Origin of the sequence: Pseudomonas sp. OV226 (assembly GCF_003148705.1) — a bacterium.
Classification (GTDB): domain Bacteria; phylum Pseudomonadota; class Gammaproteobacteria; order Pseudomonadales; family Pseudomonadaceae; genus Aquipseudomonas.
In genome coordinates this window covers 458326-484771 of the sequence record NZ_QGGS01000001.1, presented here as the reverse complement: position 1 = coordinate 484771, position 26446 = coordinate 458326, and the positions used below count along the sequence as shown (strand labels likewise).

General features: G+C 54.7%; 25 protein-coding genes. 16 read left to right on the top strand and 9 right to left on the bottom strand.

The annotated features are described in order from the left end of the window. Nucleotides 1-130: 130 nt before the first annotated feature. Entirely contained in the window at nucleotides 131-868 is a 738-nt protein-coding gene (locus C7534_RS02420) for a hypothetical protein (protein ID WP_109784847.1), read from the bottom strand. A gap of 885 nt (nucleotides 869-1753) precedes the next feature. On the opposite strand from C7534_RS02420, the gene C7534_RS02415 reads away from it, so the two are divergent. Both C7534_RS02415 and C7534_RS02410 read left to right on the top strand, forming a co-directional pair. Continuing rightward, the gene (locus C7534_RS02415) at nucleotides 1754-2821 is read left to right on the top strand and encodes an AAA family ATPase (protein ID WP_109784846.1); all 1068 of its coding nucleotides are present in this window, start codon (nucleotides 1754-1756) and stop codon (nucleotides 2819-2821) included. A gap of 525 nt (nucleotides 2822-3346) precedes the next feature. Then, on the top strand, nucleotides 3347-3667 hold the full coding sequence (locus C7534_RS02410; RefSeq protein WP_256594721.1) for a hypothetical protein: 321 nt from the start codon (nucleotides 3347-3349) through the stop codon (nucleotides 3665-3667). Nucleotides 3668-4015: 348 nt separating this feature from the next. Here the strand turns inward: C7534_RS02410 and C7534_RS02405 are convergent, their stop codons facing one another. After that, nucleotides 4016-4480, bottom strand: coding sequence for a hypothetical protein (locus tag C7534_RS02405; RefSeq protein ID WP_109784845.1), 465 nt, complete (start codon nucleotides 4478-4480; stop codon nucleotides 4016-4018). Nucleotides 4481-4676: 196 nt separating this feature from the next. Between C7534_RS02405 and C7534_RS02400 the strand changes: the two genes are divergently transcribed. From C7534_RS02400 to C7534_RS32775, 3 genes are all read left to right on the top strand, one after another. Then, entirely contained in the window at nucleotides 4677-5654 is a 978-nt protein-coding gene (locus C7534_RS02400; RefSeq protein ID WP_109784844.1) for a 5'-nucleotidase, read from the top strand. 99 nt (nucleotides 5655-5753) lie between these two features. Next, nucleotides 5754-6410 (top strand): DUF3223 domain-containing protein, encoded by a 657-nt coding sequence (locus tag C7534_RS02395; protein ID WP_109784843.1) that lies wholly within the window; start codon nucleotides 5754-5756, stop codon nucleotides 6408-6410. Between the two features lie 618 nt (nucleotides 6411-7028). Next, nucleotides 7029-7163, top strand: coding sequence for a hypothetical protein (locus C7534_RS32775; protein ID WP_335739947.1), 135 nt, complete (start codon nucleotides 7029-7031; stop codon nucleotides 7161-7163). A gap of 488 nt (nucleotides 7164-7651) precedes the next feature. On the opposite strand, the gene C7534_RS32250 is transcribed toward C7534_RS32775, so the two are convergent. After that, the gene (locus C7534_RS32250; protein WP_218278068.1) at nucleotides 7652-9364 is read right to left on the bottom strand and encodes a hypothetical protein; all 1713 of its coding nucleotides are present in this window, start codon (nucleotides 9362-9364) and stop codon (nucleotides 7652-7654) included. Nucleotides 9365-10262: 898 nt separating this feature from the next. Beyond that, the gene (locus C7534_RS02380) at nucleotides 10263-10772 is read right to left on the bottom strand and encodes a cupin domain-containing protein (protein WP_109784841.1); all 510 of its coding nucleotides are present in this window, start codon (nucleotides 10770-10772) and stop codon (nucleotides 10263-10265) included. 212 nt (nucleotides 10773-10984) lie between these two features. Between C7534_RS02380 and C7534_RS02375 the strand changes: the two genes are divergently transcribed. The 7 genes from C7534_RS02375 (at nucleotide 10985) to ppk2 (ending at nucleotide 17327) form a co-directional block, all read left to right on the top strand. Further along, complete coding sequence (locus tag C7534_RS02375; protein ID WP_109784840.1) at nucleotides 10985-11593, top strand: trimeric intracellular cation channel family protein; 609 nt, start codon at nucleotides 10985-10987, stop codon at nucleotides 11591-11593. A 152-nt stretch (nucleotides 11594-11745) separates the two neighbouring features. Then, a complete protein-coding gene (gene ahr / locus C7534_RS02370; protein ID WP_109784839.1) occupies nucleotides 11746-12777 on the top strand; it encodes an NADPH-dependent aldehyde reductase Ahr in 1032 nt (343 codons plus the stop codon). Between the two features lie 142 nt (nucleotides 12778-12919). Further along, nucleotides 12920-13156: a hypothetical protein gene (locus C7534_RS32245; protein WP_146206145.1), complete on the top strand. Its 237-nt coding sequence runs from the start codon at nucleotides 12920-12922 to the stop codon at nucleotides 13154-13156. Next, on the top strand, nucleotides 13149-13520 hold the full coding sequence (locus C7534_RS02365) for a DUF3302 domain-containing protein (protein ID WP_109784838.1): 372 nt from the start codon (nucleotides 13149-13151) through the stop codon (nucleotides 13518-13520). Before C7534_RS32245 ends, C7534_RS02365 begins: the two co-directional genes overlap by 8 nt. 3 nt (nucleotides 13521-13523) lie before the next feature. Further along, nucleotides 13524-14483, top strand: a complete 960-nt coding sequence (locus C7534_RS02360) for an HlyD family secretion protein (protein WP_109784837.1) — start codon at nucleotides 13524-13526, stop codon at nucleotides 14481-14483. 165 nt (nucleotides 14484-14648) lie between these two features. Further along, a complete protein-coding gene (locus tag C7534_RS02355) occupies nucleotides 14649-16361 on the top strand; it encodes a SulP family inorganic anion transporter (RefSeq protein ID WP_109784836.1) in 1713 nt (570 codons plus the stop codon). A 147-nt stretch (nucleotides 16362-16508) separates the two neighbouring features. Beyond that, a complete protein-coding gene (gene ppk2 / locus C7534_RS02350) occupies nucleotides 16509-17327 on the top strand; it encodes a polyphosphate kinase 2 (RefSeq protein WP_109784835.1) in 819 nt (272 codons plus the stop codon). 22 nt (nucleotides 17328-17349) lie between these two features. Here ppk2 and C7534_RS02345 read toward each other — a convergent pair whose 3' ends face one another. Then, the gene (locus tag C7534_RS02345; RefSeq protein WP_046027279.1) at nucleotides 17350-17703 is read right to left on the bottom strand and encodes a potassium channel family protein; all 354 of its coding nucleotides are present in this window, start codon (nucleotides 17701-17703) and stop codon (nucleotides 17350-17352) included. A gap of 112 nt (nucleotides 17704-17815) precedes the next feature. Here C7534_RS02345 and potE point away from each other — a divergent pair, with 112 nt between their 5' ends. Genes potE through C7534_RS02330 form a run of 3 tightly spaced genes read left to right on the top strand, consistent with a single transcriptional unit; the run spans nucleotide 17816 to nucleotide 20341 of the window. Then, on the top strand, nucleotides 17816-19156 hold the full coding sequence (gene potE / locus C7534_RS02340; RefSeq protein ID WP_046027280.1) for a putrescine-ornithine antiporter: 1341 nt from the start codon (nucleotides 17816-17818) through the stop codon (nucleotides 19154-19156). 48 nt (nucleotides 19157-19204) lie between these two features. Further along, nucleotides 19205-20110, top strand: a complete 906-nt coding sequence (locus tag C7534_RS02335) for an amino acid ABC transporter substrate-binding protein (protein WP_109784834.1) — start codon at nucleotides 19205-19207, stop codon at nucleotides 20108-20110. A gap of 42 nt (nucleotides 20111-20152) precedes the next feature. Continuing rightward, nucleotides 20153-20341 (top strand): hypothetical protein, encoded by a 189-nt coding sequence (locus C7534_RS02330; RefSeq protein WP_046027282.1) that lies wholly within the window; start codon nucleotides 20153-20155, stop codon nucleotides 20339-20341. A 21-nt stretch (nucleotides 20342-20362) separates the two neighbouring features. On the opposite strand, the gene C7534_RS32490 is transcribed toward C7534_RS02330, so the two are convergent. The 4 genes from C7534_RS32490 to C7534_RS02315 all read right to left on the bottom strand — a co-directional run bounded on the left by C7534_RS32490 (nucleotide 20363) and on the right by C7534_RS02315 (nucleotide 24680). Beyond that, nucleotides 20363-20521: a hypothetical protein gene (locus C7534_RS32490; RefSeq protein ID WP_158283913.1), complete on the bottom strand. Its 159-nt coding sequence runs from the start codon at nucleotides 20519-20521 to the stop codon at nucleotides 20363-20365. 31 nt (nucleotides 20522-20552) lie between these two features. Beyond that, nucleotides 20553-22163, bottom strand: a complete 1611-nt coding sequence (locus tag C7534_RS02325) for a mechanosensitive ion channel family protein (protein ID WP_109784833.1) — start codon at nucleotides 22161-22163, stop codon at nucleotides 20553-20555. A 266-nt stretch (nucleotides 22164-22429) separates the two neighbouring features. Then, a complete protein-coding gene (locus C7534_RS02320; protein WP_046027284.1) occupies nucleotides 22430-22630 on the bottom strand; it encodes a YbdD/YjiX family protein in 201 nt (66 codons plus the stop codon). Next, on the bottom strand, nucleotides 22620-24680 hold the full coding sequence (locus C7534_RS02315) for a carbon starvation CstA family protein (protein WP_046027285.1): 2061 nt from the start codon (nucleotides 24678-24680) through the stop codon (nucleotides 22620-22622). Before C7534_RS02315 ends, C7534_RS02320 begins: the two co-directional genes overlap by 11 nt. Before the next feature lie 387 nt (nucleotides 24681-25067). Here C7534_RS02315 and C7534_RS02310 point away from each other — a divergent pair, with 387 nt between their 5' ends. After that, nucleotides 25068-26435 (top strand): cache domain-containing protein, encoded by a 1368-nt coding sequence (locus C7534_RS02310; protein WP_109784832.1) that lies wholly within the window; start codon nucleotides 25068-25070, stop codon nucleotides 26433-26435. Nucleotides 26436-26446 lie beyond the last annotated feature (11 nt).

Here is a 26446-nt window from a genome sequence, read left to right as displayed (position 1 = left end):
CACTCCATCGACGGAGCAGAAGCCCATAAAAAATCTGATCACCCGCTCCTATATCACCGATAAAATCCTCTGGCTTTCCGTCTTTACCAATCTGCTTTCCTCATCTGAATCGCTGGCTGAGGGCTTCCTGCTATCCCAATCGCGTAATCCCATCGGAGCTATACAGTTCCTTTCGCTCTTGATCCTGTTTTCTGCGTAGTTGCGGATGAAAGACATAGTCCGATGGCAAGGGTTTAAGAATCGTGAAGGTCAGAAGGGGGACAGAAATGAGGGCTAAACACAGGTAAAATGGCTCTTGATATCCCTTGGTGAGCCACAGGATCAGCGTCTCAGTGCCAGACACATAGCCTGTCAAAATATTCGTTGTGGTCAACAGCAGCAATCCGATGATGAGAGTCGAAGCTTGTCGTTGATCGTTCAGTCTGCGGATCCAGAGGGCCTTCTTTTCACGATAGATCGCCATCAAGAAGTCATCGCTTGTGCGTAATGCTTCCGTGTGCAAATAGCCGATTGATACTTGGCTGGGCCCGGCGTCGGGTTCGCTAAAAGCGCTCAAAAGGAAATCAGGCGAAAATTCGAATATAAATTTCCTCAGAAGCTCATAAAACAGTGGGATGACGAACGACACGGTGAGGCCGAATCCTGCCACTGCCAAGAGGAGGGCGCCTATCGATTCCCATATTTGTGTGCTGCCCGTCGTAACCGACAGCAAATTCTTGTGAAGAATCCAAGCTAGCACCGCATCGGCATACAGGGCGATGTAGATCAACTGGATACCCCATTTGAACTCCCAGGCCTTTTCTATCAAGCCAATGGAGAAAGCTTGACCGGCATCGACCTTGCTTTTGCCTTGAGCTTCTTCTGTCATTCCAATCTCCTTTAGATATATACATGTTGATGGGTGGTTCATCAGGAACCCGCTGTGAGCGACGTGCTCGCTGGCGTTGGCGTCGTTTAGGGGCGAAGTGTAATCACTCCAAGCAATGGGGATTTCTCTGAAAGTAGGTGGTTGGGCGCTTCAATCGACCCATTTTATTATGCGGACAGAGGCGCGCAGGAAGAACGGTGTGAGCGCCAAAATCCCCACATGTTCTTCTTCGCTGCTGCGACGTTGATCTCTACAGCGTCTACGATCGCTGCAGTTGGATGGCAGCTGTCGGCCTCTAGCTGCGACAGAGTCCGCTTTAAAATTTTTCAGGCCATCGCAAACCTCTCTTAACTTGAGCCCAAAGCATTTTCACGAAGTCGTTTAGCGGCGCTACCGAGCGATAGCTTAGCGCATCGTAATTTGCTGCTCGAAAGCACATCATCTTGCCAGTGTTTGTAAAAATGAATGGCTGCCAGCATGCGACTCACTTCTAAGTTGCTATAACGTTAGCCCTTACTGCCATCGTGATCAGAGTTAATCGGTGCTCTTACAATCCACCAGCTCCTAGTCGGTGTCGAGCCGACACGAGTAGGATTTTCTCACTGACATTGAGAAATCGTGCACTCCACAATGGCCGCCCCGCAGATTTCAGTTTTGAACTCAACCGGAACTCTCCTTCGGAAAAATAGCCGGATGATGGGTCGTACCCGATAAATGTCCGGAATTATCTACGCATTCCTTCTCACCCAATTCTTCGTTAGGCTCGTTTGCGCTGCTTGACCTTAAGGCGAATGCCTAGATGGTTTTTGTCAATAGGAGGGCGCTTCATCTGTTCGCATGGCCATTGCAAGTATAGGCTTGGTAGAAATCTAGAGGGGCAAAGCAATGAGTGATGTGATTAAGCCAGAAGAATTAAAGGCACTGAGATTGTCGAGAGGTTTATCGATCAAAGATGCAGCAGATTCAGTGGGACGAGACTATCGAACTTGGCAGGGATATGAGGCGTCGAGTGATTCAGAATCTAGGATAAAAATAAAACCTGAAGTCCTTGGTAAGTTTTTCCGGGCTCACAAAATATTTTGGCCCTGCGCGAAAGTTATCAGTGTTACGGCATATAAGGGAGGTGTGGGGAAAACGCCGATTACGGTTGTTGTGGCTGCAGCATTTGCATCAAAGGGCTTTAAGGTAGCTGTCGTCACCAATGATCCAGTATTCCGTAGCTCCAGCGAGAGCGAAAAGGCACACATGAAGGCTTCTGGTAAAGTCGCAGGTTCAGTCGACTTCTACGATGAGGCTGATATCGTCATGTATCAAGGTGAAACGCAATCAATCAGAGCGGTGGTGGAAAAAAATCAGCAAGACCAATATCGCTCGGTTTTCAGCGATGATATTGAAAGGCTGGCTCGCAAGGAAGTTTCTGATATCGAGTTTGATAATCTGAAGAAAAACTATGATCTTGTTTTTCTGGATATTAATCATAGTCTTCCTCAGACTCTGATAAATTCCGACATAATCGCTTTGTTAGTCGATGCTGCCTGTCCTTTTTCTTGCGCGAGCTCAAAAAGATACTGCAACAAAATTAGAGAGTTGAATAACGGGTCGTTAGGGGGCGTGCATGTCTTGCTGACAAATTTCACCCCTATACCTAAGCTGTGCGGTCTAACCGATAAAGAAACTCCAGAGCTAGAAGAGATGTTGGGATTGCTGGTGTGGCGTTCAGAGTTTGCCGTGAAAAACTATAAAAGACTGAAGGGGTTGGAAGTACCATTTTTGCGTTCAAAATTCTCTTCTGAACATGAATACCATATCGATCAGTATGACGAAGGCCGATCTTTCGATGATTCGTTTGGTTATTTTGATACCGTTTTGGATATTGCTCCTGACTCACTCGCTGCGATCGAAGTTCATGATGTCGCTGAAGAGCTTGAGGGGCTTTTATGGTTGCAAGGCTGAATGTTTTTTTGCGCCAAACAGAAGTGAAAGTAGCAAGCCAGGTTTAAGTTTCCAAGGTGCGGTGCTGAATCACATCGACCCTGTGATGATTTGAATGTTCTGTCTTGAAGGGAAATGCAAATTTAGTTGCCTGCTGCGCGAGTGACCTAATCAAAAAATTAAGTCTTCAATCCCGCCTGCTCGGTTAGGACATTTTAGTCAGGTGAATCCCAATGCTGGCATTTCTTGTAAAAAGCTCAAATCCTTCAATGTGATCTGGAAGCCTGACGGTTTGCCGCTTGGCCCCCCCAACAGGATATGCGCAGGAAGATCATGAAGGCATGACTTGATTAGTAGTAAAAAATCGCTCATCTTGTGTCCGTCGAGCGATTTACCCCTATATATGGGGCTTGGCACCGTTCCCCATTAGGGTAGGTAAAATTCAGCGAGTGATCACGCAACGTCGCCAAACATACTGTTACCACTCGCTCTCGAAGCCAAACGGTTGAACAACCTGACTTCAGTGCGCGCATTACATCGAACTGCGTGCTGTCGCGTCAAATTAATGTGACACGCGGTTCGATGCGCGTATTTGGTCAGGCCATTAATCTCAAATATAAAGGTATGACCATGAGCATCAACGCTAAACAAACAAGCTCGTCTATTGCTTCCCTGGCCTCCGCCGTTCTGCGCGAGCCTACAGCTTCCGAGGCGGCTCTTGAGCTAGCTGGTTCGGCGCTCTCTCAAGCATCTCCTGATAAACAAACTGGTGAGCGTATGCAGGAACTCGCTGGTCAGATCCTGAGTGAGGAGGGTCACAGTGAAACCGTCTTGAGCTTGGCAGGTTCTGTTCTTTCTCAATCGTAATCCTGCGTGGTTTTAATCGCCCCGTCTTGTGCGGGGCGTTTTGTTTTCATTTTCTTCAATCGACCACGGGTGAAAGAGCGACTTAGATCTCTGACCCTAAAGCACCAAAGCGCGGCTGAGACCTCTGATCCCGAAACAGCAAGGCCCGGATGCAGAGTTCCGAGGAAAACCAAGAGACAAGAGGCAACACCTTTTCACAAGAGCACCATCCGGCAGAATTCGAATCCAAGTTTTTAGGATTTGCCAAAACCCTCTTCATCATCAATTTCGCCGCAGACTTTGGCTTCAGGGCGCCTGACAGGTTATCTCCGCTCTCAAGGGCGTTGCCGTCAACATCAGTACCTCCTTCTATTCGCCTACATGTTCAGTGCTCGCACGCCTGCGATTTCGAAGGGGTAATTTCTTCACGAAGTCGCGAAACATCATGTTGAACGAATCGAAACCAGGCCAATAATTTTTATTTTCCTCGTCGTCATAGTCATAACCGAGTGCAAGTGCTTGGTCTTGATAGCCCAATAGCGGCCAAATAAGGTTGAAACGCTCCCGCCAAGTTTCAGCTCGCACAAGAGCACAGGCAGTCTTCCAGTCCAATGACGCCAGATTTATCAACGCATCGGAAACGTTGCTTTCATGGATAATTTCGTCCCACTCATCTACGAGCGCTCGCATTTTGTCGAACACACATAATATCCATCCGATCGTTTGGAATTTACACTCGCGCACTGACTGCGGAACCTCACCTAAGTCATTAAAAACCACAAAAGCCATTTTGATATTTTCTGAATGTTCAACGTGAATGGAATAAGACTCCATTGCACAACTCCTTTTTTATTGTTGTATGAACAAACTAACAGGGTAGATTTTTACTTTGCAAGATACTTTCGCTTGACAAGCATCAAATGTTATATATAAAAGTAAATACTTGAATCCTGCGCGTTAGCGATAGGCTGCTTGAATGACACAGATTGACTTAACCCTGATAAACCTGTTTTTTAGTTGAGTGATAAGAATGCCCTATGACCTGGAAAACCGTTTGGTAATAGGCGTGGCTTCCAGCGCCGTTTTCGACTTGGTGGCATCGGATGCCGTGTTTCAGAGTCAAGGAGAGGAGGAGTACCGCAAATTTCAGCAAGAAAACCTTCACATCCCCCTTCCAAAAGGGATAGCTTTTCCCTTCATTAAGCGTTTGCTGTCGGTGAATGACTTGAGCGTTGATCCAGAGGATCCGCTAGTAGAGGTCATTCTTCTTTCGCGAAATGATCCTGACACCGGGCTGCGCGTACTGAAGACAATCGAGCACTACGGGCTTGGGATGACTAGGGCGATTTTCATGCAAGGAAAATCCCCTTACGAGTACATACCGGCACTGAATATCGCTCTGTTTTTGTCTGGTGACAAAAAAGACGTGGAGGCTGCTATTAAGGCGGGTTATCCCGCAGGGCAGGTGCTCGACTCAAAGTTCGAAGACGACGACGCTGACAAAACCCTGCGTATCGCATTCGACTTTGACGGCGTACTAGCCGGCGATGAATCCGAAACGATCATGCAGGCCTCTGGCCTGTCAGTGTTTCATGCCCATGAAGTGAAGAACGTCATGGAGCCGCATAACCCTGGGCCGTTGAAGGAGTTCATGGTGCGGATTTCCAAGATCCAATCGGTCGAGGAGAGGCATAAAAAGCAAAACCCGAAGTACGAAAACCGTATTCGCGTTTCGATCGTCACGGCGCGAAATGCGCCGTCTCATGAGCGTGCGATGAATACCCTCAAGAGTTGGGGCGTCATGGCCAACGACGCTTTCTTTCTGGGTGGCATCGAGAAAGGCAAAATTCTGGCCGTGTTGAAACCGCACATTTTCTTCGATGACCAATCCGGGCATCTTAAATCGACCAGCGCGGTTGCTCCGTCTGTACACGTTCCTTTCGGCATTACCAACAATGTTACAACAGAGGATGTGATCGCGACTGAGGCTGATCAGGCAGTGGTGTAAGGCAACGACCTGAGGTTTATTGCGACTCCTCTGACGGGGGCTGCCCGCAGCGTCTGTGATTGCGACTCGGATTTACCGATGAGGTAGGGAGACTTCTGAATGTTCTGGTTGGGGCCGTTTGAGTACAAATCCAAAAAAGAGCTGCTGGATCGACTCAAAGACTACCTGCATAGCGCACCAACAGGCGTAATCACCAACAAGCTCGCAGTCAAAAAAATGCACCTACTCATAGCAATGCATTCTGAGGCGAACAGAAAAATTGGTGTCGGCATTGACCACTTCAAGATCGTGAGAAGTGTTTTGGGAGCGGGTAGGGGGATCAAACTCGTTCGCACCGATGGCAGTGAAGAAGGCTTCTCCTATAAACGCTGCATTACCGGTGTCGTCCAATCGCCACATGGCAAGGTGTGTGAGGCATTGAGGTTTGTTGTGCGCTCTCAATTGATCGCGTTTCGTGACGCGCTCGGAATTCCGGTGATGTGCTCGGTGAAAGGGGCGATCATCACAGATCGAAAGAATTTACACATCGATCACAAGGAACCGTTCTGGATTCTGCTGGAGCGATTTTGTCACGATCGCCAGGTCGATCTGACCACTCTTGAAACGTACGCAAATGGAGAGAATTTGGCGTTGGTCAATCAGAAGGTGTCTTCAGAGTTTGAGGAGTACCATCGTCTGCATGCTGCGCTTCAGCCATTTTTGAAGGCAGCCAATGTAGGAGGGCGGAGTGGGGGCAATATGGGAGCAAGGGTGTAGCTGATACAGAAGCCAAGTTTAGATCTACACTCAAGAGCGACAAACTCCCAAATTATCTGTCAGCTCACGGCAAGCGAAGTAGATCCTTGGAGAAAAACATATGAAACTTTATTCAATGGTAATTGATCACTCACCTATCGACATCGTGCCTGCTGACCAGAACTCTGGATCCCAGCCATACTTGACGGTCATAACTGATCAATTAAGCGGGACTATTGTTTACGTAAGTATTACTTCACCCAAGACTCCGGCAGAGGGAAACGATAGCGATCCCGACCTATAGTATTTGCTACACCCGCGACAAGGACGGGGATCTCCAGCGCCCGCGCGCCACTGTACTCAGGCTTTTCAGCGCTCCTGGGTTAGATGAGCAGACAACTCTAAAGCCGGGTTACCTGGCCCCTGCCAAGCTGACATGGAACTGCCCAGGGTAGGTGTGTCGCGCGGGGCATGATTTGGTAGTCTCGATCTTCTCTAGAGATATCACGTGAAGCAACCGCGCGGCCGAAACTGGTGGCCAGCTGCTGCGCGTCAGATATCACGCCGCTCAAGCGATAGAACGACACCCTCGATCAATTACTCGACCATCGAAGTGTTCGCGCCTTCACTGACCAGCCGCTGCCTGAAGGCACGATCGAGACGCTCGTCGCATCCGCGCAGTCGGCTTCTACCTCCTCGAATCTGCAAGTTTTGGGTGTCGTGGGCTGTTCAGGCTGGCGAGCGCAAGAATCGGTTATCGGCCCTTGCAGGTAATCAGGCCTGCATTCGCCACGCGCCGCTGTTCGTCGTGTGGCTTGCTGACCTCTCCACGGTTTCAAGAATTGCCTTCCTTACCTGGAAAGCCTGTTGATGGAGACGATTGCCGCAGCCCTGGCCGCCCAGAATGCCGTGGTAGCACTTGAATCGCTCGGCCTCGGTAGTGTGTACATCGGTGTAATCCGCAGCGACATCGAGGGCATGCCAAAGAGCTGGAATTGCTCCCCAGGCCTATCCAGTTTTCGGGCTATGCGCTTGGTAACCGACCGAATAAACGGCCGGCAAAGGTGAAGTCGAGATTGCCACAGAGCGCTGTTCTTCATCACGAAACCTACTCGGCCGCCGGCGAGGAGGGCGCGCTCGCTGAATGCGATGAGCGCCTGAGTGCGTTCTATCAGCGTGATGGCAGGGGTCGAGGAGGGGACTTATCCGGTCATCCACTACCGATGGACGTCTTGCACGACTCTTTTAGCTATCCTGCAGACCTAGTCCATCAGACCAGAAAAAATATTAAGCTTGACCGATTCAATCACCAATAACGAATTATAAACGTTATAGCACCAGTCCATGATTCGGCCTGCCCGAATACCACTTTCTTTATCGCCGCCAGAGATTCGGAACGGAGTCCAATCCGGATTTGGCAGTACGCCCGGATCTCCGACGCCCAGCCTTGTCTGCGGATAGTTACCAGTCCAGCTCGAAGGCGGTGCGAGACAAAACTCGTAAAACTCCCGAGCATCAAGCGGGGTCAACGAGTAGAAGCTTTTGTGTTTGACACACACTGACCACAGTAGCAGTTTCTCAAGCGCTATCAGTTTTAACCGATCCGCACTACATGATCGGTATGCCCGAAGTATCTCTAAAGATTCCAGTGCTATCTTGCAGCAATTAGCTGGAAAACACCTTGATACATACGCTTGCCCCTGAGTCGTTGAAAAAAGGAGCACTTCTCTTTGTTGCATACCAAATAATGGAGGCGGGCGCTCCTGAGTATGATAACCCGTGTCCAGATCCGCAGAATCTTGGTGATGGACGGCCCTACGTGATTTCGAAACCTGCTTACGCTCCCAACTCAATCGGTACTGGCGCGAGCTTTCGCTTCCGGAGGGAGCGGGGGCAGGTGCAGGTGCAGGTGTATCAAGCTGACTGATACGAAAACCCACTGCTCGATCAAGTAGTTCGCTAGGAGAGCGTCCCACTCCCGGCATTTTGGGCAGTCTCCACATTAGTTTGTCGAGTAAGGCTTCCGTGAGTATTGGATCGCCATCGTCCAAGGAAGGTATGGAGCTCAAGCCCAGACCATTCCTGTATCTGATTATCGAGTCTATGAGGGCCTGGGGTATCGCGATGTTGTAGTCTCGCATATCACCTCGCATGGTGAAGTGCGGATCGCTAGAACCCATCGATGAAAAGCACGCCATTGAAAAGTGACTGCGCTCTGAGCGCCACTCTTTAAAGCTGAGGCGAAGGTGATAGCAGACCGAAAACACGAACAAACTACGCTCAGAAACCTTGCTGGCTGGCGTCAGGTTTGCGAGGTATTGAAGGTACTGTTGGGCTTGGGAGTCATCCTGGCCACTGAACGGCGCTCGCGGTGCTTTATAAAACTCGGAGCTCGATAGCCTGGGCTGTACACCCAAGTCCGAGCTTAAATACTTGAAGAATCGGTTAGTCACGTATCCACGTGCCGGATCTGCTATCGACTGTAAGAATGGCTTCCAGTCCTCGTTATGGCGTTCGGTACCTTTATCGATGACAAACCTTTCATTCCGGCCGCCAATCCAAGCCACCGGTGGCCGCGCGCAGAAGGCGCTGAATGCCCTTAGATCCGGTGCGGAAAATTCGCTCAGTGGCTTCCTTGCGATGCAAATCGCCCAGAGGACGAATTTTTCTAGGAAAACCACGATGCGAGATTTACTGCGTATAGAGGAAGGAAGGCTATCGGCATAGCGGCAAAAATGCTCGTAGGTTTCGACTGCGCCTGTTTCGGCTGGGAACAAGGCCAGGTACCCCAAGATCAGGGTCGCTTGGGATGTGGAGCGCTCATCGGCTTCGGCACGATGTGCGGTTTCACCACGGTTTGTGAGGATTGATCTCGGGAACACCTTTACGTCCTTGAAGGGGGGCCGTTTGGAACGATGCACCGGCACCAATGTAGCTAAGTCAGCAGATTTGGCAATCCGGGAGGACGAACGCATCGCGAGGCGCAATATTTTTCCGTTTTGGCTCCGACAGAGACGCCCAGACGCAGAAAATGCGCTTTTAAGAAAAGTAGGAATTTTAGTGGGTTAGGTGTGACAGAGATTGGAGTCGGAATATTTTTCCGTTTTAGTTTCGACATTTCAGAACGGGAAAAAACGAGGGATTTCGTCGGCCGAGCCTCTAAACGTTCCGTTTTGATACCGACAGTGGCCAGCCCGCATCTCTGGTATCAGATGAGCTGTCGGGAGCAACACGTTGAAGAGGGAGCGTTTCCGGTGATGCGACAGAACTCCGCTTTTGTTTCAACGTTTACAGTAGGCTCCTGTGTAAAAGCAGAGCCATAATCCAGCATTGGGCGTCGGACCGTAAATACCAGCTCTCAATGCATCCTCATTTAAAGCTGTTTATTGAGGGGCGTGCAGTAATTAACCGGAAAAAACGCCCAAACCATCGTCATTTTTTTAACGAATATTTCACCCTATGAAATTGGCTGCAAAGCCCTCCACGTAAGGGCTAGAGAGAAATTGGTGTTCATATATGAGCATCTAGATAACCGGAAAAAACCATTAATCAACCGGAAAAATCGACCGGAACTGATCGGAGTTACGTTGACAGCGTTGTGAATCTCACCATTTTCAGCCGTTGGTTCCGGCTAATAAACGACAACGTAGGCTGTGCTTCATGCGAAAAAATATTTTTATTAACAATTTCAATAACATAGGTGACGGTAGGCCTTTCCGATTAATTAGCGACACTGACAACCGAGGGGAAAGCGGACGCTAGGGATACGGACATAATCTACGATTTAACATAATATACATTACACGTAACAACGTATTTCAGGATTAGCCTCGTTGCCCACAGATTTTGCAGCGCCAATTCACCTCCAGCCATTCATCCGTGCGTGAGCCTTTCTATCAACATCGAATGCTCGGCAAACTGTTCGCTGAGCTTTTGCCGATCACCCATTTCCATATCCGCAAAATCAAACCCTGGCGACACCGCTTCGCTGATCAGACCAAATCCCGCCAATCCGTCCGTAAGCCGCGAAGCTTTCCAAACGCCGCCCGGTACAGTCAATTGCAAACATTCTCCCGCGATGACATCGCTGCCCATCGTGACGGTTGTCAGAGTGCCGTCCGGAAAAATGAGCGTGTACTCAATGGCATCGCCCAGATGGTAGTAATGAACAATGTCGGACTGGTTCAGGTGGAAATGGCCAACCGGGGAATCTCTCGTTAACAGGTAATAAATGGACGTCATCCGGTAACGCTGGCCACCGGTTGTTGTGACGAGACTCTGATCATCGGATTGATAGGTTCTGCGGTAGTAGCCTCCTTCTACATGAGGCTCCAGATCGAGCGCCGTGATGACCTCATTGATGCGGGGTGATTTTCGAGTCATGCTGGTAACTCTCCTCACTACATTTCGATAGATAACAACATAATCGCGTACGTTAGCTACATAACTCGACTAAATAGCTCTTTGGTTGAGCTAACAGAAAATCTCTGTCATCCCGGTTTCAGTCGTGGCGCTTATCCAGGCTCGAAAATGCGCAAACCCACTAGACTATCGCCATAGCTCACCTGATGGGCAACCTGAGAACGGAGTAACGGATGCTTTATTTTCAGCAAATGTTGGGCACCGCCGTGTTCGCCATTACCGGGTTGCTGGCTATCCAAAGAGTCGGTGTCGATCTGTTCGGAGCCGTGGTTTTGGGGATCATCACCGCTATTGGTGGTGGCACCCTTCGCGACCTGTTGCTCGATCAACCGATTTTCTGGTTTGCAGACTTCAACTACATCTGGGTCGCATTGGTTACCTCACTGGTGGCTTTTTTTCTCACCAATAGATTGCATAAACGCTATCAGCTGCTGCTGTATCTCGATGGTTTTGCGGCCGCGCTGTTCGCAATAGTTGCCACTGAAAAAGTGCTGTCTTTGCAGCTCGCGGCACCTTTGGCAGTAATGATGGGCTTGCTGACCAGCATTGGCGGCGGCATCGCCCGTGATGTGCTGGCTGGCAGGGCTTCGTTGTTAATGTCACGCGAGATATACGCCACGCCAATCCTGCTGGGGTGCATCCTGTACGTCTTGCTGCGCGATACATTCCCCACGATTCAAATCGCCGGCTGGATCGCCTTGATATTCACCTCAGGGTTCAGGTTTCTCGTCATTTACTACGGGCTCCAGATGCCTGCTTTTTTCTCTACCAAACAGGGATAAGCCGGGCCGATAGCGGTGTAGACACCCGGTTGCAGCCCCCTGCCCCACGCGTCTGCCCCACCCATCGCTAACCGGGACAACGCCAAACGACCCGCTACACTTGCCTGTCGACGCCGCGCCTCCCGAGCGGCCTCCTGATTTGGAGGTATCCCATGAGCGACAGCACCGAACTCACGACATTCACCGGCTGGGCCGCAACGACAGCAGGCGCTCCACTGGAACGCTATAGCTATGATCCCGGCCCACTGGGAAGCGATGAGGTAGAAGTCGCCGTGGAGTATTGCGGCGTCTGCCATTCCGACCAGTCGATGATCGACAACGAATGGGGTATCAGCCACTACCCGTTTATCCCCGGTCACGAGGTGGTCGGCCGTATTGTTCGCATGGGCCCACAGGTACGCGGCCTCGAAATGGGACAACGGGTGGGCATTGGCTGGTTCAAGGGCAGTTGCATGCATTGTTCTTCGTGTATCGAAGGCTCTCACCAGCTCTGCAACACGGCCAAACCGACCATCATCGGCAGCAACGGAGGCTTCGCCGACCGCCTGCGGTCACACTGGGCCTGGGCTCTGCCGATTCCGGACGCGCTCGACCCGGCCAAGGCCGGTCCATTGTTCTGCGCCGGCTCGACGGTGTTCAACCCGCTGGTGGAGTTTGGCGTCAAGCCCACTGACCGGGTCGGTGTGGTCGGGATCGGGGGCCTTGGTCACCTGGCATTGCGCTTTCTTAATGCCTGGGGCTGCGAGGTCACGGCTTTTACCTCATCGCTGAGCAAGCAGGATGAAGCCAAGCGCCTTGGTGCGCACAACGTCATTGCCTCTACCGACAGTAATGCCCTGAAATCCATTGCCGGGACCCTGGATTTTCTCCTGGTCAGTGCCAGCGCAGACCTCGATTGGGCGGCCATGCTCGCCACCTTGCGGGGTAAAGGTCGCCTGCATTTTGTGGGCATAGTGCCCAGCGCCATTCCAGTGCATGTGTTCGACCTGATTCCCAGGCAAAAGAGCCTGTCTGGCTCGCCGGTCGGTTCGCCCAGCAACACCGCGACCATGCTGGAATTCTGCGCGCGTCATCAGATCCTGCCGCAGGTCGAGGTGTTTGCGATGAGCCAGGTCAACGAGGCCATCGACCATCTGCGCAGTGGCAAGGCGCGTTACCGCGTCGTGCTGGATGCCAGTAAATGACAATTACTATCGGTCGCATAAAACGACCTAGAACACCGCAACAATTAAGAAGATCCTTTCAATAGCTCGCCTGCAGGCTCTGTCATTGGCCATGTGCCAAGGCAAGCCTGCATTCGCGGACAATTGAATTGCCGGAGTTGTTATGGTTTTTTTTGAACTGATTCCTTTTACGGTGCGTGTGCGTGTGCGTGTGCGTGCCGTCGCAGATGCATTGCGGCGCATCGACAAGTCCATCCAACCGCGCGCCAAACAATACGTGCCGGTGCACGCAGCGCTTCTTTATTTACTTTCAGCTTTCAGGACTGCCCGCACTCATAAAATCCGTGACTACACTGAGCCCAATACATTGCTCGTGCCCGGAGGCGTCCGTCATGCTTGATTATTTCGCATTAGGCCTGTTGTTTTTTGTCGGGTTTGTCCTGTTTTACGGGGTCATCGCACTGCACGACATTCCTTACGAAATCGCCGTGCACCGAAATCACCCGCACCAGGATGCGATCCATGCAACCGGTTGGGTCAGCCTGTTCACCCTGCATGCCCTTTGGCCATTTCTGTGGATCTGGGCGATGGCGTACCGGGACGATCGGGGCTGGGGATTTGGTGATGGCAAGTCGACGCAGGTCCATGTCGTTCGTCTGGAGGAACAGGTTGCTGCCCTGAACAATCGGATTGAGCAACTGGAAGCGGCGACACGTACTGCGGGGCACATCCCGGCGTCGGACAATCGCGGTGAGGGAATCTAAGCCATGGATCTATTGCTCGTTTTGACCTATGCGGCCATCTGCGTGGCCATTTTCAAGATTTTCCGCATACCGCTGAACAAATGGACGGTCCCTACCGCAGTGCTTGGCGGGATCCTGCTGGTTGGCGCATTGATTTTCACGATGAACTACAACCACCCCTACTCCGAGGTGGCGCGCTCGTACTTCGTTTCGGTTCCAGTGATTCCGGTAGTCACTGGCCAGGTGATCGAGGTACCCGTCAAAGGTAATGAACCTCTGGAAAAAGGTGATGTGCTGTTTCGAATCGACCCCGCCCCGTTCGAATACCGGGTCAAGTCCATCAAAGCACAGTTGCTCGCGGCAAAAGCTGATCGTGCTCGAATCACTGAGTTGATCAAGCGTAACTTCGCCACTCAACGTGAACTGGACATCGTTGTTGCTCGCTCCGACGATTTAGACGCACAGCTGTCTATTGCGCAGTATGAACTGGACAACACTGTCGTTCGGGCCCCCAGCAAAGGCTTCGTGACCCATGTTTCCTTGCGCACGGGCATGATGGCCACCAAGCTCCCCTTGCGCCCTTCAATGATATTCATCCCGGAAGAAGGGCATTACTTTTCAGCATGGATGCGTCAGAACAGCCTGTTGCGCTTGTCAGTCGGCGATGAAGCGGAAGTAGCCTTCGACGGCATTCCCGGCAAAGTGTTCGAGGGGCGGGTTCAGAGTGTTATCTCCGTCATTGCAGAAGGACAAGTACAACCCTCTGGAACGCTGGTCAGCTTTACCGGCTCACCGCCAGCAGGCCGGGTACCGGTCATTATCGAAATAACCGACCCCGACTATGCTCAATACAGCAAACAAGTACCTGGCGGTGCCTATGGGCAGGCGGCGCTTTACAGCACGCACTTTCACCATGTCGCGGTGATGCGCAAAATTTTGCTGCGCATGGCTGCCTGGATGAACTACATCTTCCCATTCCATTGAGGAATTGGTGACGCCCTCTTTCAACAGGGGGCGTCACCCTCCTCCGTCTAGCCCGCACCGACTATCTTTTTAGTTTCAGTGACTGCACGCCACTGTTTGGCCGGCGCGTGGGCAACTGAATCCGGATTTACCACTGCTTGAATTGAATGACCGTTGGAGCACTTCATGATTCAGCAACGTAGCGATCAGGATGATCGGCTTTCAGGATCCCCCTTTCGGCGGGCCGCGAGCGCCCTGTTGCCGGAATGGGTTGGCCACTATCGGCCGGCCTGGTTCAAGGGTGATGTCATCGCCGGGCTGACCGCCGCGGCCGTGGTTATTCCCAAGGCCCTGGCGTACGCCACCATTGCAGGCCTGCCCGTGCAGGTCGGCCTCTATACCGTGCTGGTACCGATGGCGATCTATGCCGTACTCGGCAGTTCGCGACCGCTCAGCGTCAGTACCACCACAACCCTGGCCATCCTGGTTGCCTCCGCACTAGGGCATATCAGCCCTTCCGGCGATACCGCCACGCTGGTGGTTGCCTCCGCCACCCTGGCCCTGATGGTCGGCGCCATATTGGTCCTGGCGGGGATGTTGCGCCTGGGTTTTGTAGCCAATTTCATTTCCGACCCGGTGCTGGTGGGTTTCAAGGCGGGCATCGGGATTGTCATCGTGCTCGACCAGTTGCCCAAGCTGCTGGGCATCCACATCGAAAAAGCCGGTTTTTTGCACAACGTACTCGCCACCTTTCAGGGGCTGGGGCACGCCTCTTTGCCGACAGCGGCAGTCGGTGTGTTCATGGTGCTGATCCTGATAGGCATGAAGCACTTTACCCCACGATTGCCAGCGCCCCTGATTGCGGTCGCGCTCGGAATCGCCGGCATGAGCCTGCTGAACCTGGAGCATTTTGGTGTGTCGGCAGTCGGTGTGGTGCCGATCGGGTTACCGGCATTGACACTGCCCGATTGGTCGATGGTGTCCGACCTCTGGCCTTCGGCGATGGGGATTGCACTCATGAGCTTTACCGAGACCATCGCGGCAGGCCGCGCATTTGCGCGCAGTGACGAGCCCGCCTTGCAACCCAATCGAGAACTGGTAGCGACAGGTTTTGCCAACGTCGGTGGCGCGTTTCTCGGAGCGATGGCCGCCGGCGGAGGAACCACCCAAACAGCCGTCAACCGCCTCGCCGGTGCGCAATCACAACTGGCGGGCCTGATCACTGCCGGGCTCGCATTGGGGACGTGCCTGCTGCTCGCACCCTTCATTGGTTTGATGCCCAATGCCACGCTCGCCGCCGTTGTGATTGTGTATTCGATAGGCCTGATCCAGCCTTCGGAATTTCGCGACATTCTTTCGATACGCCGCACAGAATTCATCTGGGCGATTGTGGCAATGGTCGGGGTCATGTTACTCGGCACGCTGCAGGGTATCGTCGTGGCGATCATCGTTTCGTTGCTGGCGCTGGCCTATCAGCTCTCGGACCCGCCCGTACACATACTGGGGCGTAAACCCGGCACCAACATCTATCGCCCGTCATCCGCCGAGACCGAAGACGATGAACATTTTGAGGGGTTGCTGCTGCTGCGGCCTGAAGGTCGCCTCTTCTTTGCCAACGCCGAACGTCTCGGTTCGAAAATTCGCTCGTTGATCGCAGAGGCAGCGCCCAGCGTCGTGATTCTCGATCTGCGCAGCGTTTTCGACCTGGAATACACCGCCTTGAAAATGCTCACGTCAGCCGAACAGCGCTTGCGAGAAAGAGGCATCTCGTTGTGGCTGGTGGGCATGAGCCCAAGCGTATCCACGATGGTTGTCCATGCTCCGCTGGGCCAGGCATTGGGCGACTCACGGGTGTTCCTGAATCTGGAGCAGGCCGTTGCGCATTATCAGAAACAGTAATTGCACGCCTGCCCGCAGGCGTGCCTTGCATCAACGGTGTCCTTGAGAAATTGAACTACCCTTTATCCCAAACCGTACCGGTTTAGCCGTGTATTGGCCGCCGGTGCCTAGCCGTATTCATGTGCATAAAGAGGTTGAAGTATTGCGATGAAAAAACAAAATCTTAAAGTAACCGACTCCGCAGATAAAGAAGCCGCCGGGCTGAGCCGCAAAGACTACGAGGCACAGCTGAAGACTCTGCATGTCGAACTGGTCAAATTGCAGCAGTGGGTCGTCGCCACCGGGGCCAAGGTCGTGGTGGTTTTCGAAGGTCGTGACGGCGCCGGCAAGGGCGGCACGATCAAGGCGCTGACCGAACGTGTCAGCCCTCGGGTGTTTCGTGTCGTGGCGTTGCCAGCACCGAACGAACGAGAAAAAAGCCAGATGTACCTGCAGCGCTACATGCCGCACTTCCCGGCGGCAGGTGAAGTCGTGATCTTCGACCGCAGTTGGTACAACCGTGCGGGCGTGGAGCGGGTCATGGGTTTTTGCGACAAAAAGCAGGTGTCTGACTTTTTTGTGCTCGCGCCCATGTTCGAACGCCTGCTGGTCAATTCCGGCGTCCTGCTCTTCAAGTATTGGCTGGAAGTCAGCCCTGATGAGCAGTCCCGTCGACTCAAGGAGCGCATCACCGACGGCCGCAAAATCTGGAAGCTATCGCCGATGGACATCAAGTCCTACAACCGCTGGGACGACTACACCCGGGCACGTGACGAGATGTTCGAGGCCACCGACACCGAGTGGGCGCCTTGGCATGTTGCTCGTTCGGAAGACAAAAAATCGGTACGGCTGAACCTGCTGACCCACTTGCTGAAAAACATCCCGTACAAAAAAATCAAGCAAGAGAAAGTCACGCTGCCGAAACGCAAAATCGGCAGCTACAAGCCGATCAATTATCAATTCAAGTACATCGCAGAACCGTTCTGACGGTTCTGCGCGATGTGGCAGCCTACTCCCTGGATTGAGGTTCGGATTGGGCTGCCTCAGCCGTTGCTTCAATGGCCCGGATACTCACCGCCGCAAATATCGCCGTCATCAAAACGCCGTGGAAACCCAGCACGATGGCAAGGACACGCGAGCTCGCGAGTTTGGGGGCCAGGTCACCGTAGCCGATGGTCAGGCCGGTCACGAAGGCAAAGTAGATGCCGTCAAACGCCCCCCATCCTTCCAGGTGGCTGATGACCAGACCGAGCACTATGATCATCGTCAGCAGTATGGAAAAAATCGGCCAGACAACACGGAAGTAAAACCACACAGCTTTGTAGAACTCTCGACGAACATGCTTGGCATGACTGATGTTCATGTAATGGCTCCAGAGGTTTAACGGATTTAAAAGCGTGGCGTACCGACACCCAACAGCTTGGCACAAGCGCCAGACTTCGGGGCATTGCGTGGTGTGAAGAAAGGAGTTTTCGATGGCCGACTCAAGCAAAAAAATGAGCCTTGTGGGGCTCACCACGTTGGTGATGGTCAACATGATGGGTTCGGGCATCATCATGCTGCCCACGAGCATGGCGCAACTGGGGGCCATTTCATTGCTGTCATGGATCGTCACGGCAGTCGGGTCCATGGCCATTGCTTACTGCTTTTCCCAATGCGGCATTTACTGTCAGCGCCCGGGCGGGTTGTCCGCGTACACCGAAGAAGCGCATGGCAAGTCTGGGTTCTTCCTCTGTTCGTATCTGTATTTTCTTTCATTGGCCATTGCCAACGTCGCCGTCGCCATTTCCGCCGTGGGTTACATGACCTCATTCTTGCCTTGGCTGGGCAGCGGCGCGATTCCCCTGTTCATCGGCACCGTGGGCTTGCTGTGGCTGACCACTTTCGCCAATTTCGGTGGCCCCGGCATCACCGGCAAGATCGGTGCGATTACCGTATGGGGGGTGATCATTCCAGTGGCGGGCTTGAGCATCATCGGCTGGTTCTGGTTCAAGCCAGAGGTACTGATTGCCGCCTGGAACCCGAACAATCTGTCCAACGCCGAGGCGATCAGCAGTGCGATTCCGTTGACCCTGTGGGCGTTTCTGGGCATGGAGTCCGCCGCGCAGGCCTCCGATGCGGTGGAAAATCCCAAGCGTAACGTGCCGCTGGCCTGCCTGTTTGGCACGCTGGGCGCTGCGGTGGTCTACGTGCTGTCGACGACCGTCATCCAGGGCATCATCCCCAACGCCGAACTCGCCAACTCTTCGGCGCCCTTCGCGCTGGTCTACGCGCAGATGTTCAATCCAACGGTCGGCAACATCATCATGGCGCTGGCGGTGATGGCGTGTGTTGGCTCGCTGCTGGGCTGGCAGTTCACCCTGGCCCAAACGGCGAAAATGACCGCCGACCAAGGAATGTTCCCGAAACTGTTCAGCAAGCTCAACGCCCACAATGCGCCCCTCCTGGGCATGCTGGCGTGTGGTGTGTTGCAGACGCTGATGGCCTTGTCGACCATTTCACCCAATGCCGCCGCGCAGTTCGGCAAACTGGTCAATCTTGCCGCCGTGACCAACCTGATTCCCTACGTGACGGCGCTGACCGGATTGCTGGTCATGATGTACAAGGCGCGGGTTTCGCCTGCGGTCTATATGCGCAATACGCCCGTGCTGCTGATCGCGGTCGCCTATTCGTTGTACGCCCTGCACTCATGTGGCAAGGACGCCGTGTTCGGCGGCGCGCTGGTCCTGGTGTTTGGATATCCGCTTTATGGCGTGCTTGCCAAGCGCTTTGCCAGGCTGTCCGCATCCGCTCAAACCGGGGTCGATAATCCTTAGTCCTGATTTTCTGCACGGAACTGACATCTGAACACGGGGAATCGGGACATGAACGTACAACGAATCAAAACCACAGCACTGCGGTTCGCCTGCCTGCTGATCCTCGTGCCGCCACTGGCCGGTGCCAACACCCTGGAGCGCGTACGTTCAAGCAATACGTTAACCCTCGGCTATCTGCCCGACTTCGCCCCTTTCAGCGTTAAGGTGGGCGACAAGGCCCAGGGGTATGCCATCGAGCTTTGCGACAAGATCGCCAACAAGGTCAAGGCTGAACTGGGTTTGCCCGAATTGCAGGTGCGCTACCTACCCGTCACCGTCGCCGACGAGACCAGTGCCGTCAGCTCGGGCAATGTCGATATCCTCTGCACGCCCACACCACCCACACTTGAGCGCCGCAAAACGGTCAGTTATTCGGTGCCGATCTACACAGCAGGCCTCTCGGCGGTGGTGCATCAGGATGCACCGGCGACGCTGCTGGAGGTGCTCGACGGTCGGGTCGCGCATACCGGGCCGACCTGGCGAGCCACCGTCAACCGTGGCCTGGCCAACCAGACCTACGTCACCCTGGCGGGAGGCGTCACCGAGGCGTGGATTCGTCAGCAGATGCGCATGCTCGGCGTGGTCGCCAAATTGATCACGGTCGACTCCGCCGCTGCGGGCCTCGAATTGATTGCCGAAGGCAAGGCCGATGCGATGTTCTCCGAGCGGATGATGCTCAAGAACCTCATCGACAACCAATACCCCACGGGTAATCTGGTCCTGCTGGAACGCATTTTCGAGTACGCCCCGACGGCCATGACCGTGGAGCGTGGCGATGAGGATTTCCGCCTGCTGGTCGATACCACGCTGAGCGAAATGTACCGATCCGGGGAGATTGAACAGGCGTACGATAAGCACTTGGGAGGCGCCAGCGACACGCACAGAAAGTTGTTCAAGATCTATGCCCTGCCCTAGCGCCCGGCAATACATACGGTCTCATGTTATTGGAGAACGGCTGTGATCAAGCACTTCATCCCTCCTGTCATGGTCGCCCTCCTCATCGCGATCAGTGGCGCCTCCTGCCATGACCATGAAAAAGACGACACCGTAAACGCGGAGCAACATCCGCCGTTTACCGATGGCAACGGCAAGTACATCCCGCGCGAGCAACTCCAGCCCTCGACGATGCCTCGGCCTCGAATGTAAAAGGGCTACCGCCCATCCAAATTAATGCCAACTGGCCATCAGGGGCAACTCTTCGTCGCGCTCAATAATCCGCCCCGCTCGCACCACGCGTTTCACGCTCAGTGATTCATGTGATCGTTTAACGTCCACGATGCGCAGACCATTGGCCGGGGTGTTCGCCGCCACTTGATGGGCCCGCACGACAATCCTGCCAACTCTCTTTCAGACGGTATCAAGGTTCCTTCGGTTCTTGCGCGGGCGCCGTAAACCACTTGTCTCTGGGCACCCATTTTTCATCTTTTGGATCGCCCAGATAATGCGGCGACATGATCTGTACGCCGTGTTCGTTGAACACATCCTGAATATTGGCGTGCAGCATGCTGAGCAACACCGCGCGAGGTCGAGACTGACTGGGAATGGCCTGTGCCACCAGGCGATACTCGGGATAAAAGTCCGACAGCGCGGTTTGAAACACCTGCGCCGGCGGCACTTCAAGGACACCGGGGGTGCGTCTGGCGGCTTCCAGCAACATGGCCTCGACTTGCCGCCATGGCGTGTCGTACCCAATGGTGACGACGGTATCGACCACATAACCCGGACCTTGCACGGTGCGCGAATAGTTCTTGGTGACCGTGCCGGTGATCATCGAATTGGGCACGGTCAGCACTTCGCCCAGGCCGGTGCGAATGCGTGTGGTGAACATACCCAGCTCGGTCACCGTGCCTTCATATTCGCCGATGCGCACGAACTCACCGGGGCGCAGCGTGCGCGTGTAGGTCAGGATCAACCCCGCCGCCGCCTGGCCAACCACGCTGGAAGCCCCCAGCGAAATCATCAGGCCGATCAGCACGGACAAGCCTTTGAAGGCATCGGTGCCAGCGCCCGGCAGATAGGGATAGGCCATGGCCAGGGCGAACAGCCAGATTGCCAGTGATGTGAGGCGCTGGGTCGGTTGCAGGGTCTCGGCGTTCAACCAACTGAGGGTGCCGGGGGCGGCCATGCGACGCAGAACCCGGCGACTGAATGCGGTTGCACCCCGAGCGATAAAGTAGATGGCCAGCGCCACACCCAGACCGGGTATGGCACCGACGATCCCTTGCAGCAGGTACTCGGCGACTTCCAGCAGATAGTTGTTGAGGCTTTCGCCCCATGGCCGGGTGTAGGGGAAACGCGACAGGACAAACCCCAGCCACTCATACGTGAGCAGCAACACGACTGCCCAGCGCAACACCTCCAGCAAACGGGTGACCAGCGGATACAGGTAATTGGCGTCGACCAGTTGGACGCGCCCTACTTTCAATGCCTGGGTATGCCGGTCCATCAGCTCGGGCAGTTTCATCATCATGCGACGGCGCAGAGATGCCATGCCCCAGAGCAGCACAACATAGATGACCGTGGCCAAAGCCCCCACGGCCGCGGACCGGAGTATCAACTGCAAGCTGCGTGCTTCCTGGGTTTCGGCCACCACCAGACGCAGCTTTGCCGCCGCACTGTCGGCAGCCTCCTGGACCGAGGTGAATTCCACGTTGTCGACATCGTGAGGAGCAACGATAAACGCCCGCCGGGCCCCTAATAACACCAGGTAACTGTTCTGTATCGGGCTGACGGTAACGCTCAGATCATCGGTCTCGCCCAGCGCGTCGCTGATCACGACTTTGGCGCGTTTGACCCGTGCGGCCGGGGCCTCACCCAGGATCGTCGCGCGAAACACCATGATGCTGCGGTTGGCCACTTTAAGTTCAGCGGGGGGATCTACCACGTTGGGCGCGTCTTCAGCCCACAAGAGCACCGACCAGAACATCCCGAATACAGCCATCAAAATCGCGAGCGAACTGCTGCGCATGTGTCACTTCCTTACGTCACAAATTCAGGACTGAGGTTCGTGTGGCAGCGTAGTTCAGCGATGAACGGTTGTCAGATTTGGGCTCAGGGCGGTTGTTGTGCTTGCCAGTTGCGCGGCAAGAGCCCGGTCCATTGTTTGAAATGACGGCTGAACACCGAAACATCGGCGTAACCCGGATTCAGCGTGAACGGTGCAATGGATGTTTATCCGCGACCATTAAAAAACCCGGCCTCATCGGCCGGGTTTTTTATGTACTCACGTCGCTATCAACAGCAGCGCGTCTGTCCGTTCCCTCCCCCGTAACGGGCTTCCTGGCGTTCCCTGAAGAACACTTCGTAGCTCATCACCGGTTTATCCGGGTGTTTGTTCTGCATGTGCTCGACGTAGGTGTCGTAATCCGGCATGCCGACCATCAGGCGTGCGGCCTGACCAAGGTACTTACCGAGGCGACTCAGGTCATTGAACATGCGGAATGGCCTGGAATGGCGCTTCTTTATCCGTGCGTTCCTTGGTGCCCCAGGCGGCAATACCCACCTTGAGTGCAAAGAACAGAATGCTGAAGACCACGAACAGGAACAGCGCCGTCAGCGTTGCGTTGGTGTAGGCGTTGTAGATCACATGTTGCATCTGATCAATGCTCTTGGCCGGGGCCAGTACCTGACCGTTGGCCAGTGCATCGCTGTACTTCTTGGCCAGCGCCAGGAAACCGATGGCCGGGTTGGCATCGAACAGCTTGATGAAGCCCGCCGTCACCGTACAGATCAACAGCCAGACCGCCGGCAACATGGTGACCCAGACATAACGCTGACGCTTCATTTTGATTAGCACAACGGTGGCCAACATCAGCGCAATACCGGCCAGCATCTGGTTGGAGATACCGAACAACGGCCACAACGTGTTGATGCCGCCCAGTGGATCGATCACGCCTTGGTAGAGCAAGTAACCCCACATCGCCACACAACCGGCGGTGGCGATCAGGTTGGCGGTCCAGGAATCCGTGCGTTTGAGCGCCGGAACGAAGGAGCCGAGCAAGTCCTGGAGCATGAAGCGACCGGCACGAGTCCCGGCGTCTACCGCGGTCAGGATGAACAGCGCTTCAAACAGGATCGCGAAGTGGTACCAGAACGCCATGGTGTTTTCACCCGGCAGAACATGGTGCAGGATCTGCGCAATACCGACCGCCAGGGTCGGCGCACCACCGGCACGGGCCAGGATGGTGGTTTCGCCGATGTCCTTGGCCACCGCTTGCAGCGCATCAGGGGTAATGGCAAAACCCCAGCTGCTGACGGTTTGAGCGACCGAGACAACATCTGCGCCGACCAATGCCGCCGGGCTGTTCATCGCAAAGTACACACCCGGCTCGATCACCGAAGCCGCAACCATGGCCATGATCGCCACGAAGGACTCCATCAACATGCCGCCGTAACCGATGTAACGGGCATGCCCTTCACTGGCCAACAACTTCGGCGTGGTGCCGGAAGCAATCAGCGCATGGAATCCCGAGACCGCGCCACAAGCGATGGTGATGAACAGGAACGGGAACAGACCGCCCTTCCATACCGGGCCGGTGCCGTCGATGAACTGGGTCAGCGCGGGCATTTTCAGCTCGGGCATGGTCACCAGAATGCCGATCGCGAGGGCGACGATGGTGCCGATTTTCAGGAAGGTCGACAGGTAGTCACGTGGGGCCAGAATCAGCCACACCGGCAACACCGCGGCCACAAAACCGTAGCCGATCAACATCCAGGTGATCTGGATGCCAGTAAAGGTAAAGGCCTTGGCCCAGACCGGGTCGGCGGCAATCTGCCCGCCCAGCCAGATCGAGCCCAGCAGCAGCAACACGCCGACCACGGAGATTTCACCGATGCGACCCGGGCGGATGTAGCGCATGTAGATGCCCATGAACATCGCGATCGGGATGGTCGCCATCACCGTGAAAATGCCCCACGGGCTCTCGGCCAGGGCCTTCACGACGATCAGCGCCAGCACCGCGAGGATGATGATCATGATCAGGAAGCAGCCAAACAGCGCGATGGTGCCGGGGATGCGACCCATTTCTTCACGGACCATATCGCCCAGGGACCGACCGTTGCGGCGGGTCGACATGAACAACACCATGAAGTCCTGAACGGCACCGGCAAACACCACGCCGGCGATCAGCCAGAGTGTACCGGGCAGGTAACCCATCTGTGCCGCCAGTACCGGCCCGACCAGAGGCCCCGCGCCGGCAATGGCCGCGAAGTGGTGACCGAACAACACGTGTTTATTGGTCGGCACGTAATCCAGGCCATCATTATTGATGACCGCGGGCGTGGCACGATTGGGGTCCAGTTGCATCACTTTGGTCGCGATGAACAAGCTGTAGTAGCGGTAGGCAACAAGGTAGATAGCGACGGCTGCGACTACGATCCAGAGGGCGTTGATCGCTTCGCCGCGGCGCAGGGCCACGACACTTAGCGCAATCGCTCCCAGAACAGCCACGGCAAACCAGGCGAGGTGTTTAGCCAGACGGGGCATAGCGTGTCTCCTGCCGACAGTCAGTGGACTGCGGCGGTAATTTTTATAATTGTGTCCGCGGTGCAGAGCTGGCCCAATATCCCCGCATGCCGTCTACAAATAAATCCGCGTTACTACGTATGTGGTTTCTACGTAGTTCTACGTAGATACCACTGATCCTCTGTAGGCGTGAGACCGGCTTGCCGGCGATAGCGGTGTATCAGGCGACATTGATGTTGGAGGGTAGATCGCTATCGCCGGCAAGCCGGTCTCACTCCTACAAGGGTTTGTATTTCAGCTGACACACCCAGGCCGTCAGTCATTCCGTCCAGCAGCGCTACTGGCCCAGCGTATCTTTGGCCTATGATGCCGGGCCTTCGCCTTCCCTCGGTCCGGTCAGGAGCCAAGATGCAGCTCAAACACAAAATCGTCGCGCTCGGGATTCTGCCGCTGGTATTGGCCATCGCGGTGATCTGCGCGCTGCTGATTTCGATGAACCGCCAACTTGGCGATCAACAGGCGCAGTTGATCGAAGACAGCATTCTGGCCAGCAAACGGGCCGAACTTAAAAACTACGTGGAAATGGCGCAAAGCCTGATCGCGCCGCTGTACGACGACGGCCACGGTGACGCGAACGCCCAGCAACAAGTGCTGGCAGAACTGCGCAAGCTCAGCTTCGGCATCAATGGCTATTTTTTCGTCTACGACCGCGAAGGTCGCAGCCTGATGCACGCGCGCCAGACCGAACTGGTGGGCAAATACCTGTGGGACATGAAAGACCCGCACGGTTTGCCGGTGATTCAGGCGCTGCTGAAAAGTGCACAATCGGGCGAAGGTTTTCAGCGCTACGCCTGGAACAAACCGTCCTCCGGCCAAGTGACCGACAAGCTCGCTTACGTGGTGATGCTGGACCGTTGGGGCTGGATGATCGGCACCGGTATTTACCTTGAAGACGTTGAGCGCGCCACGCAGCAGGCCCGCGACGAAGTGGCCATGGGTATTCGCAAAACCATGCTGGCGATTGCCGTCGTGGCACTGGTGGCGGTGCTGTTTGTGTTCGCCAGCGGCATGACACTGAACGTCAGCGAGCATCGCCTGGCGGATAAAAAGTTGCAGCGCCTGACCCAGCGTATCGTCAGCCTGCAGGAAGAAGAGCGGTCTCGGGTGTCCCGTGAGCTGCACGACGGTATCAGCCAGTTGCTGGTTTCAATCAAGTTTCGTTTCGAGCTGGCCAGCCATCTGCTGGAAAATGAACAGGGACATGACAAGGGTTTGAGCACGTTAAAGGACGCCACCGAACGCCTGGGCGAAGCCATCGGTGAGGTCCGCAGCCTCTCGCACGACTTGCGCTCTTCCTTGCTCGACACCTTGGGCCTGCGCGCGGCCATCGGCCAGCTCGCCGCCGAATTCGAGCAACGCAGCGGTCTCAAAGTGACTTACGACGACAATGAGTTCGATTGTCACCTGGTCGATGGCGCGGCGGTTGCGCTGTTCCGGATCGTGCAAGAAGGCCTGACCAATATCGAACGCCACGCCCAGGCGAAAAACGTGTCCATTACCCTGCTCGGCGCGGGAGAATCGGTACGACTGAGCGTGGTGGATGACGGCATCGGTTTCAACGTCGCCCGGGTCGAACGTCGCCACGCGGGCATCGGCTTGCGTAACATCCGTGAACGTGTCGAGCATTTTGGCGGTCGTTTCGAACTGATATCGATGCCCGGAAGAAGTGAGCTGGACGTGCTGCTGCCAATGAAAGCGCCCGCAACGAAACGCTGACTCACCCCCAG

What these genes read in the sequence shown, in the direction of transcription:
- ahr (WP_109784839.1), top strand. Translation starts at nt 11,746, where the DNA reads ATGAGCGACAGCACCGAACTCACGACATTCACCGGCTGGGCCGCAACG.
- potE (WP_046027280.1), top strand. Translation starts at nt 17,816, where the DNA reads ATGGCCGACTCAAGCAAAAAAATGAGCCTTGTGGGGCTCACCACGTTG.
- C7534_RS02360 (WP_109784837.1), top strand. Translation starts at nt 13,524, where the DNA reads ATGGATCTATTGCTCGTTTTGACCTATGCGGCCATCTGCGTGGCCATT.
- C7534_RS02365 (WP_109784838.1), top strand. Translation starts at nt 13,149, where the DNA reads ATGCTTGATTATTTCGCATTAGGCCTGTTGTTTTTTGTCGGGTTTGTC.
- C7534_RS02405 (WP_109784845.1), bottom strand. Translation starts at nt 4,480, where the DNA reads ATGGAGTCTTATTCCATTCACGTTGAACATTCAGAAAATATCAAAATG.
- C7534_RS02355 (WP_109784836.1), top strand. Translation starts at nt 14,649, where the DNA reads ATGATTCAGCAACGTAGCGATCAGGATGATCGGCTTTCAGGATCCCCC.
- C7534_RS02320 (WP_046027284.1), bottom strand. Translation starts at nt 22,630, where the DNA reads ATGTTCAATGACCTGAGTCGCCTCGGTAAGTACCTTGGTCAGGCCGCA.
- C7534_RS02315 (WP_046027285.1), bottom strand. Translation starts at nt 24,680, where the DNA reads ATGCCCCGTCTGGCTAAACACCTCGCCTGGTTTGCCGTGGCTGTTCTG.
- C7534_RS02420 (WP_109784847.1), bottom strand. Translation starts at nt 868, where the DNA reads ATGACAGAAGAAGCTCAAGGCAAAAGCAAGGTCGATGCCGGTCAAGCT.
- C7534_RS02335 (WP_109784834.1), top strand. Translation starts at nt 19,205, where the DNA reads ATGAACGTACAACGAATCAAAACCACAGCACTGCGGTTCGCCTGCCTG.
- C7534_RS32250 (WP_218278068.1), bottom strand. Translation starts at nt 9,364, where the DNA reads ATGCGTTCGTCCTCCCGGATTGCCAAATCTGCTGACTTAGCTACATTG.
- C7534_RS32245 (WP_146206145.1), top strand. Translation starts at nt 12,920, where the DNA reads ATGGTTTTTTTTGAACTGATTCCTTTTACGGTGCGTGTGCGTGTGCGT.
- C7534_RS02415 (WP_109784846.1), top strand. Translation starts at nt 1,754, where the DNA reads ATGAGTGATGTGATTAAGCCAGAAGAATTAAAGGCACTGAGATTGTCG.
- C7534_RS02400 (WP_109784844.1), top strand. Translation starts at nt 4,677, where the DNA reads ATGCCCTATGACCTGGAAAACCGTTTGGTAATAGGCGTGGCTTCCAGC.
- C7534_RS02395 (WP_109784843.1), top strand. Translation starts at nt 5,754, where the DNA reads ATGTTCTGGTTGGGGCCGTTTGAGTACAAATCCAAAAAAGAGCTGCTG.
- C7534_RS02310 (WP_109784832.1), top strand. Translation starts at nt 25,068, where the DNA reads ATGCAGCTCAAACACAAAATCGTCGCGCTCGGGATTCTGCCGCTGGTA.
- C7534_RS02380 (WP_109784841.1), bottom strand. Translation starts at nt 10,772, where the DNA reads ATGACTCGAAAATCACCCCGCATCAATGAGGTCATCACGGCGCTCGAT.
- C7534_RS02325 (WP_109784833.1), bottom strand. Translation starts at nt 22,163, where the DNA reads ATGCGCAGCAGTTCGCTCGCGATTTTGATGGCTGTATTCGGGATGTTC.
- C7534_RS02375 (WP_109784840.1), top strand. Translation starts at nt 10,985, where the DNA reads ATGCTTTATTTTCAGCAAATGTTGGGCACCGCCGTGTTCGCCATTACC.
- ppk2 (WP_109784835.1), top strand. Translation starts at nt 16,509, where the DNA reads ATGAAAAAACAAAATCTTAAAGTAACCGACTCCGCAGATAAAGAAGCC.
- C7534_RS02345 (WP_046027279.1), bottom strand. Translation starts at nt 17,703, where the DNA reads ATGAACATCAGTCATGCCAAGCATGTTCGTCGAGAGTTCTACAAAGCT.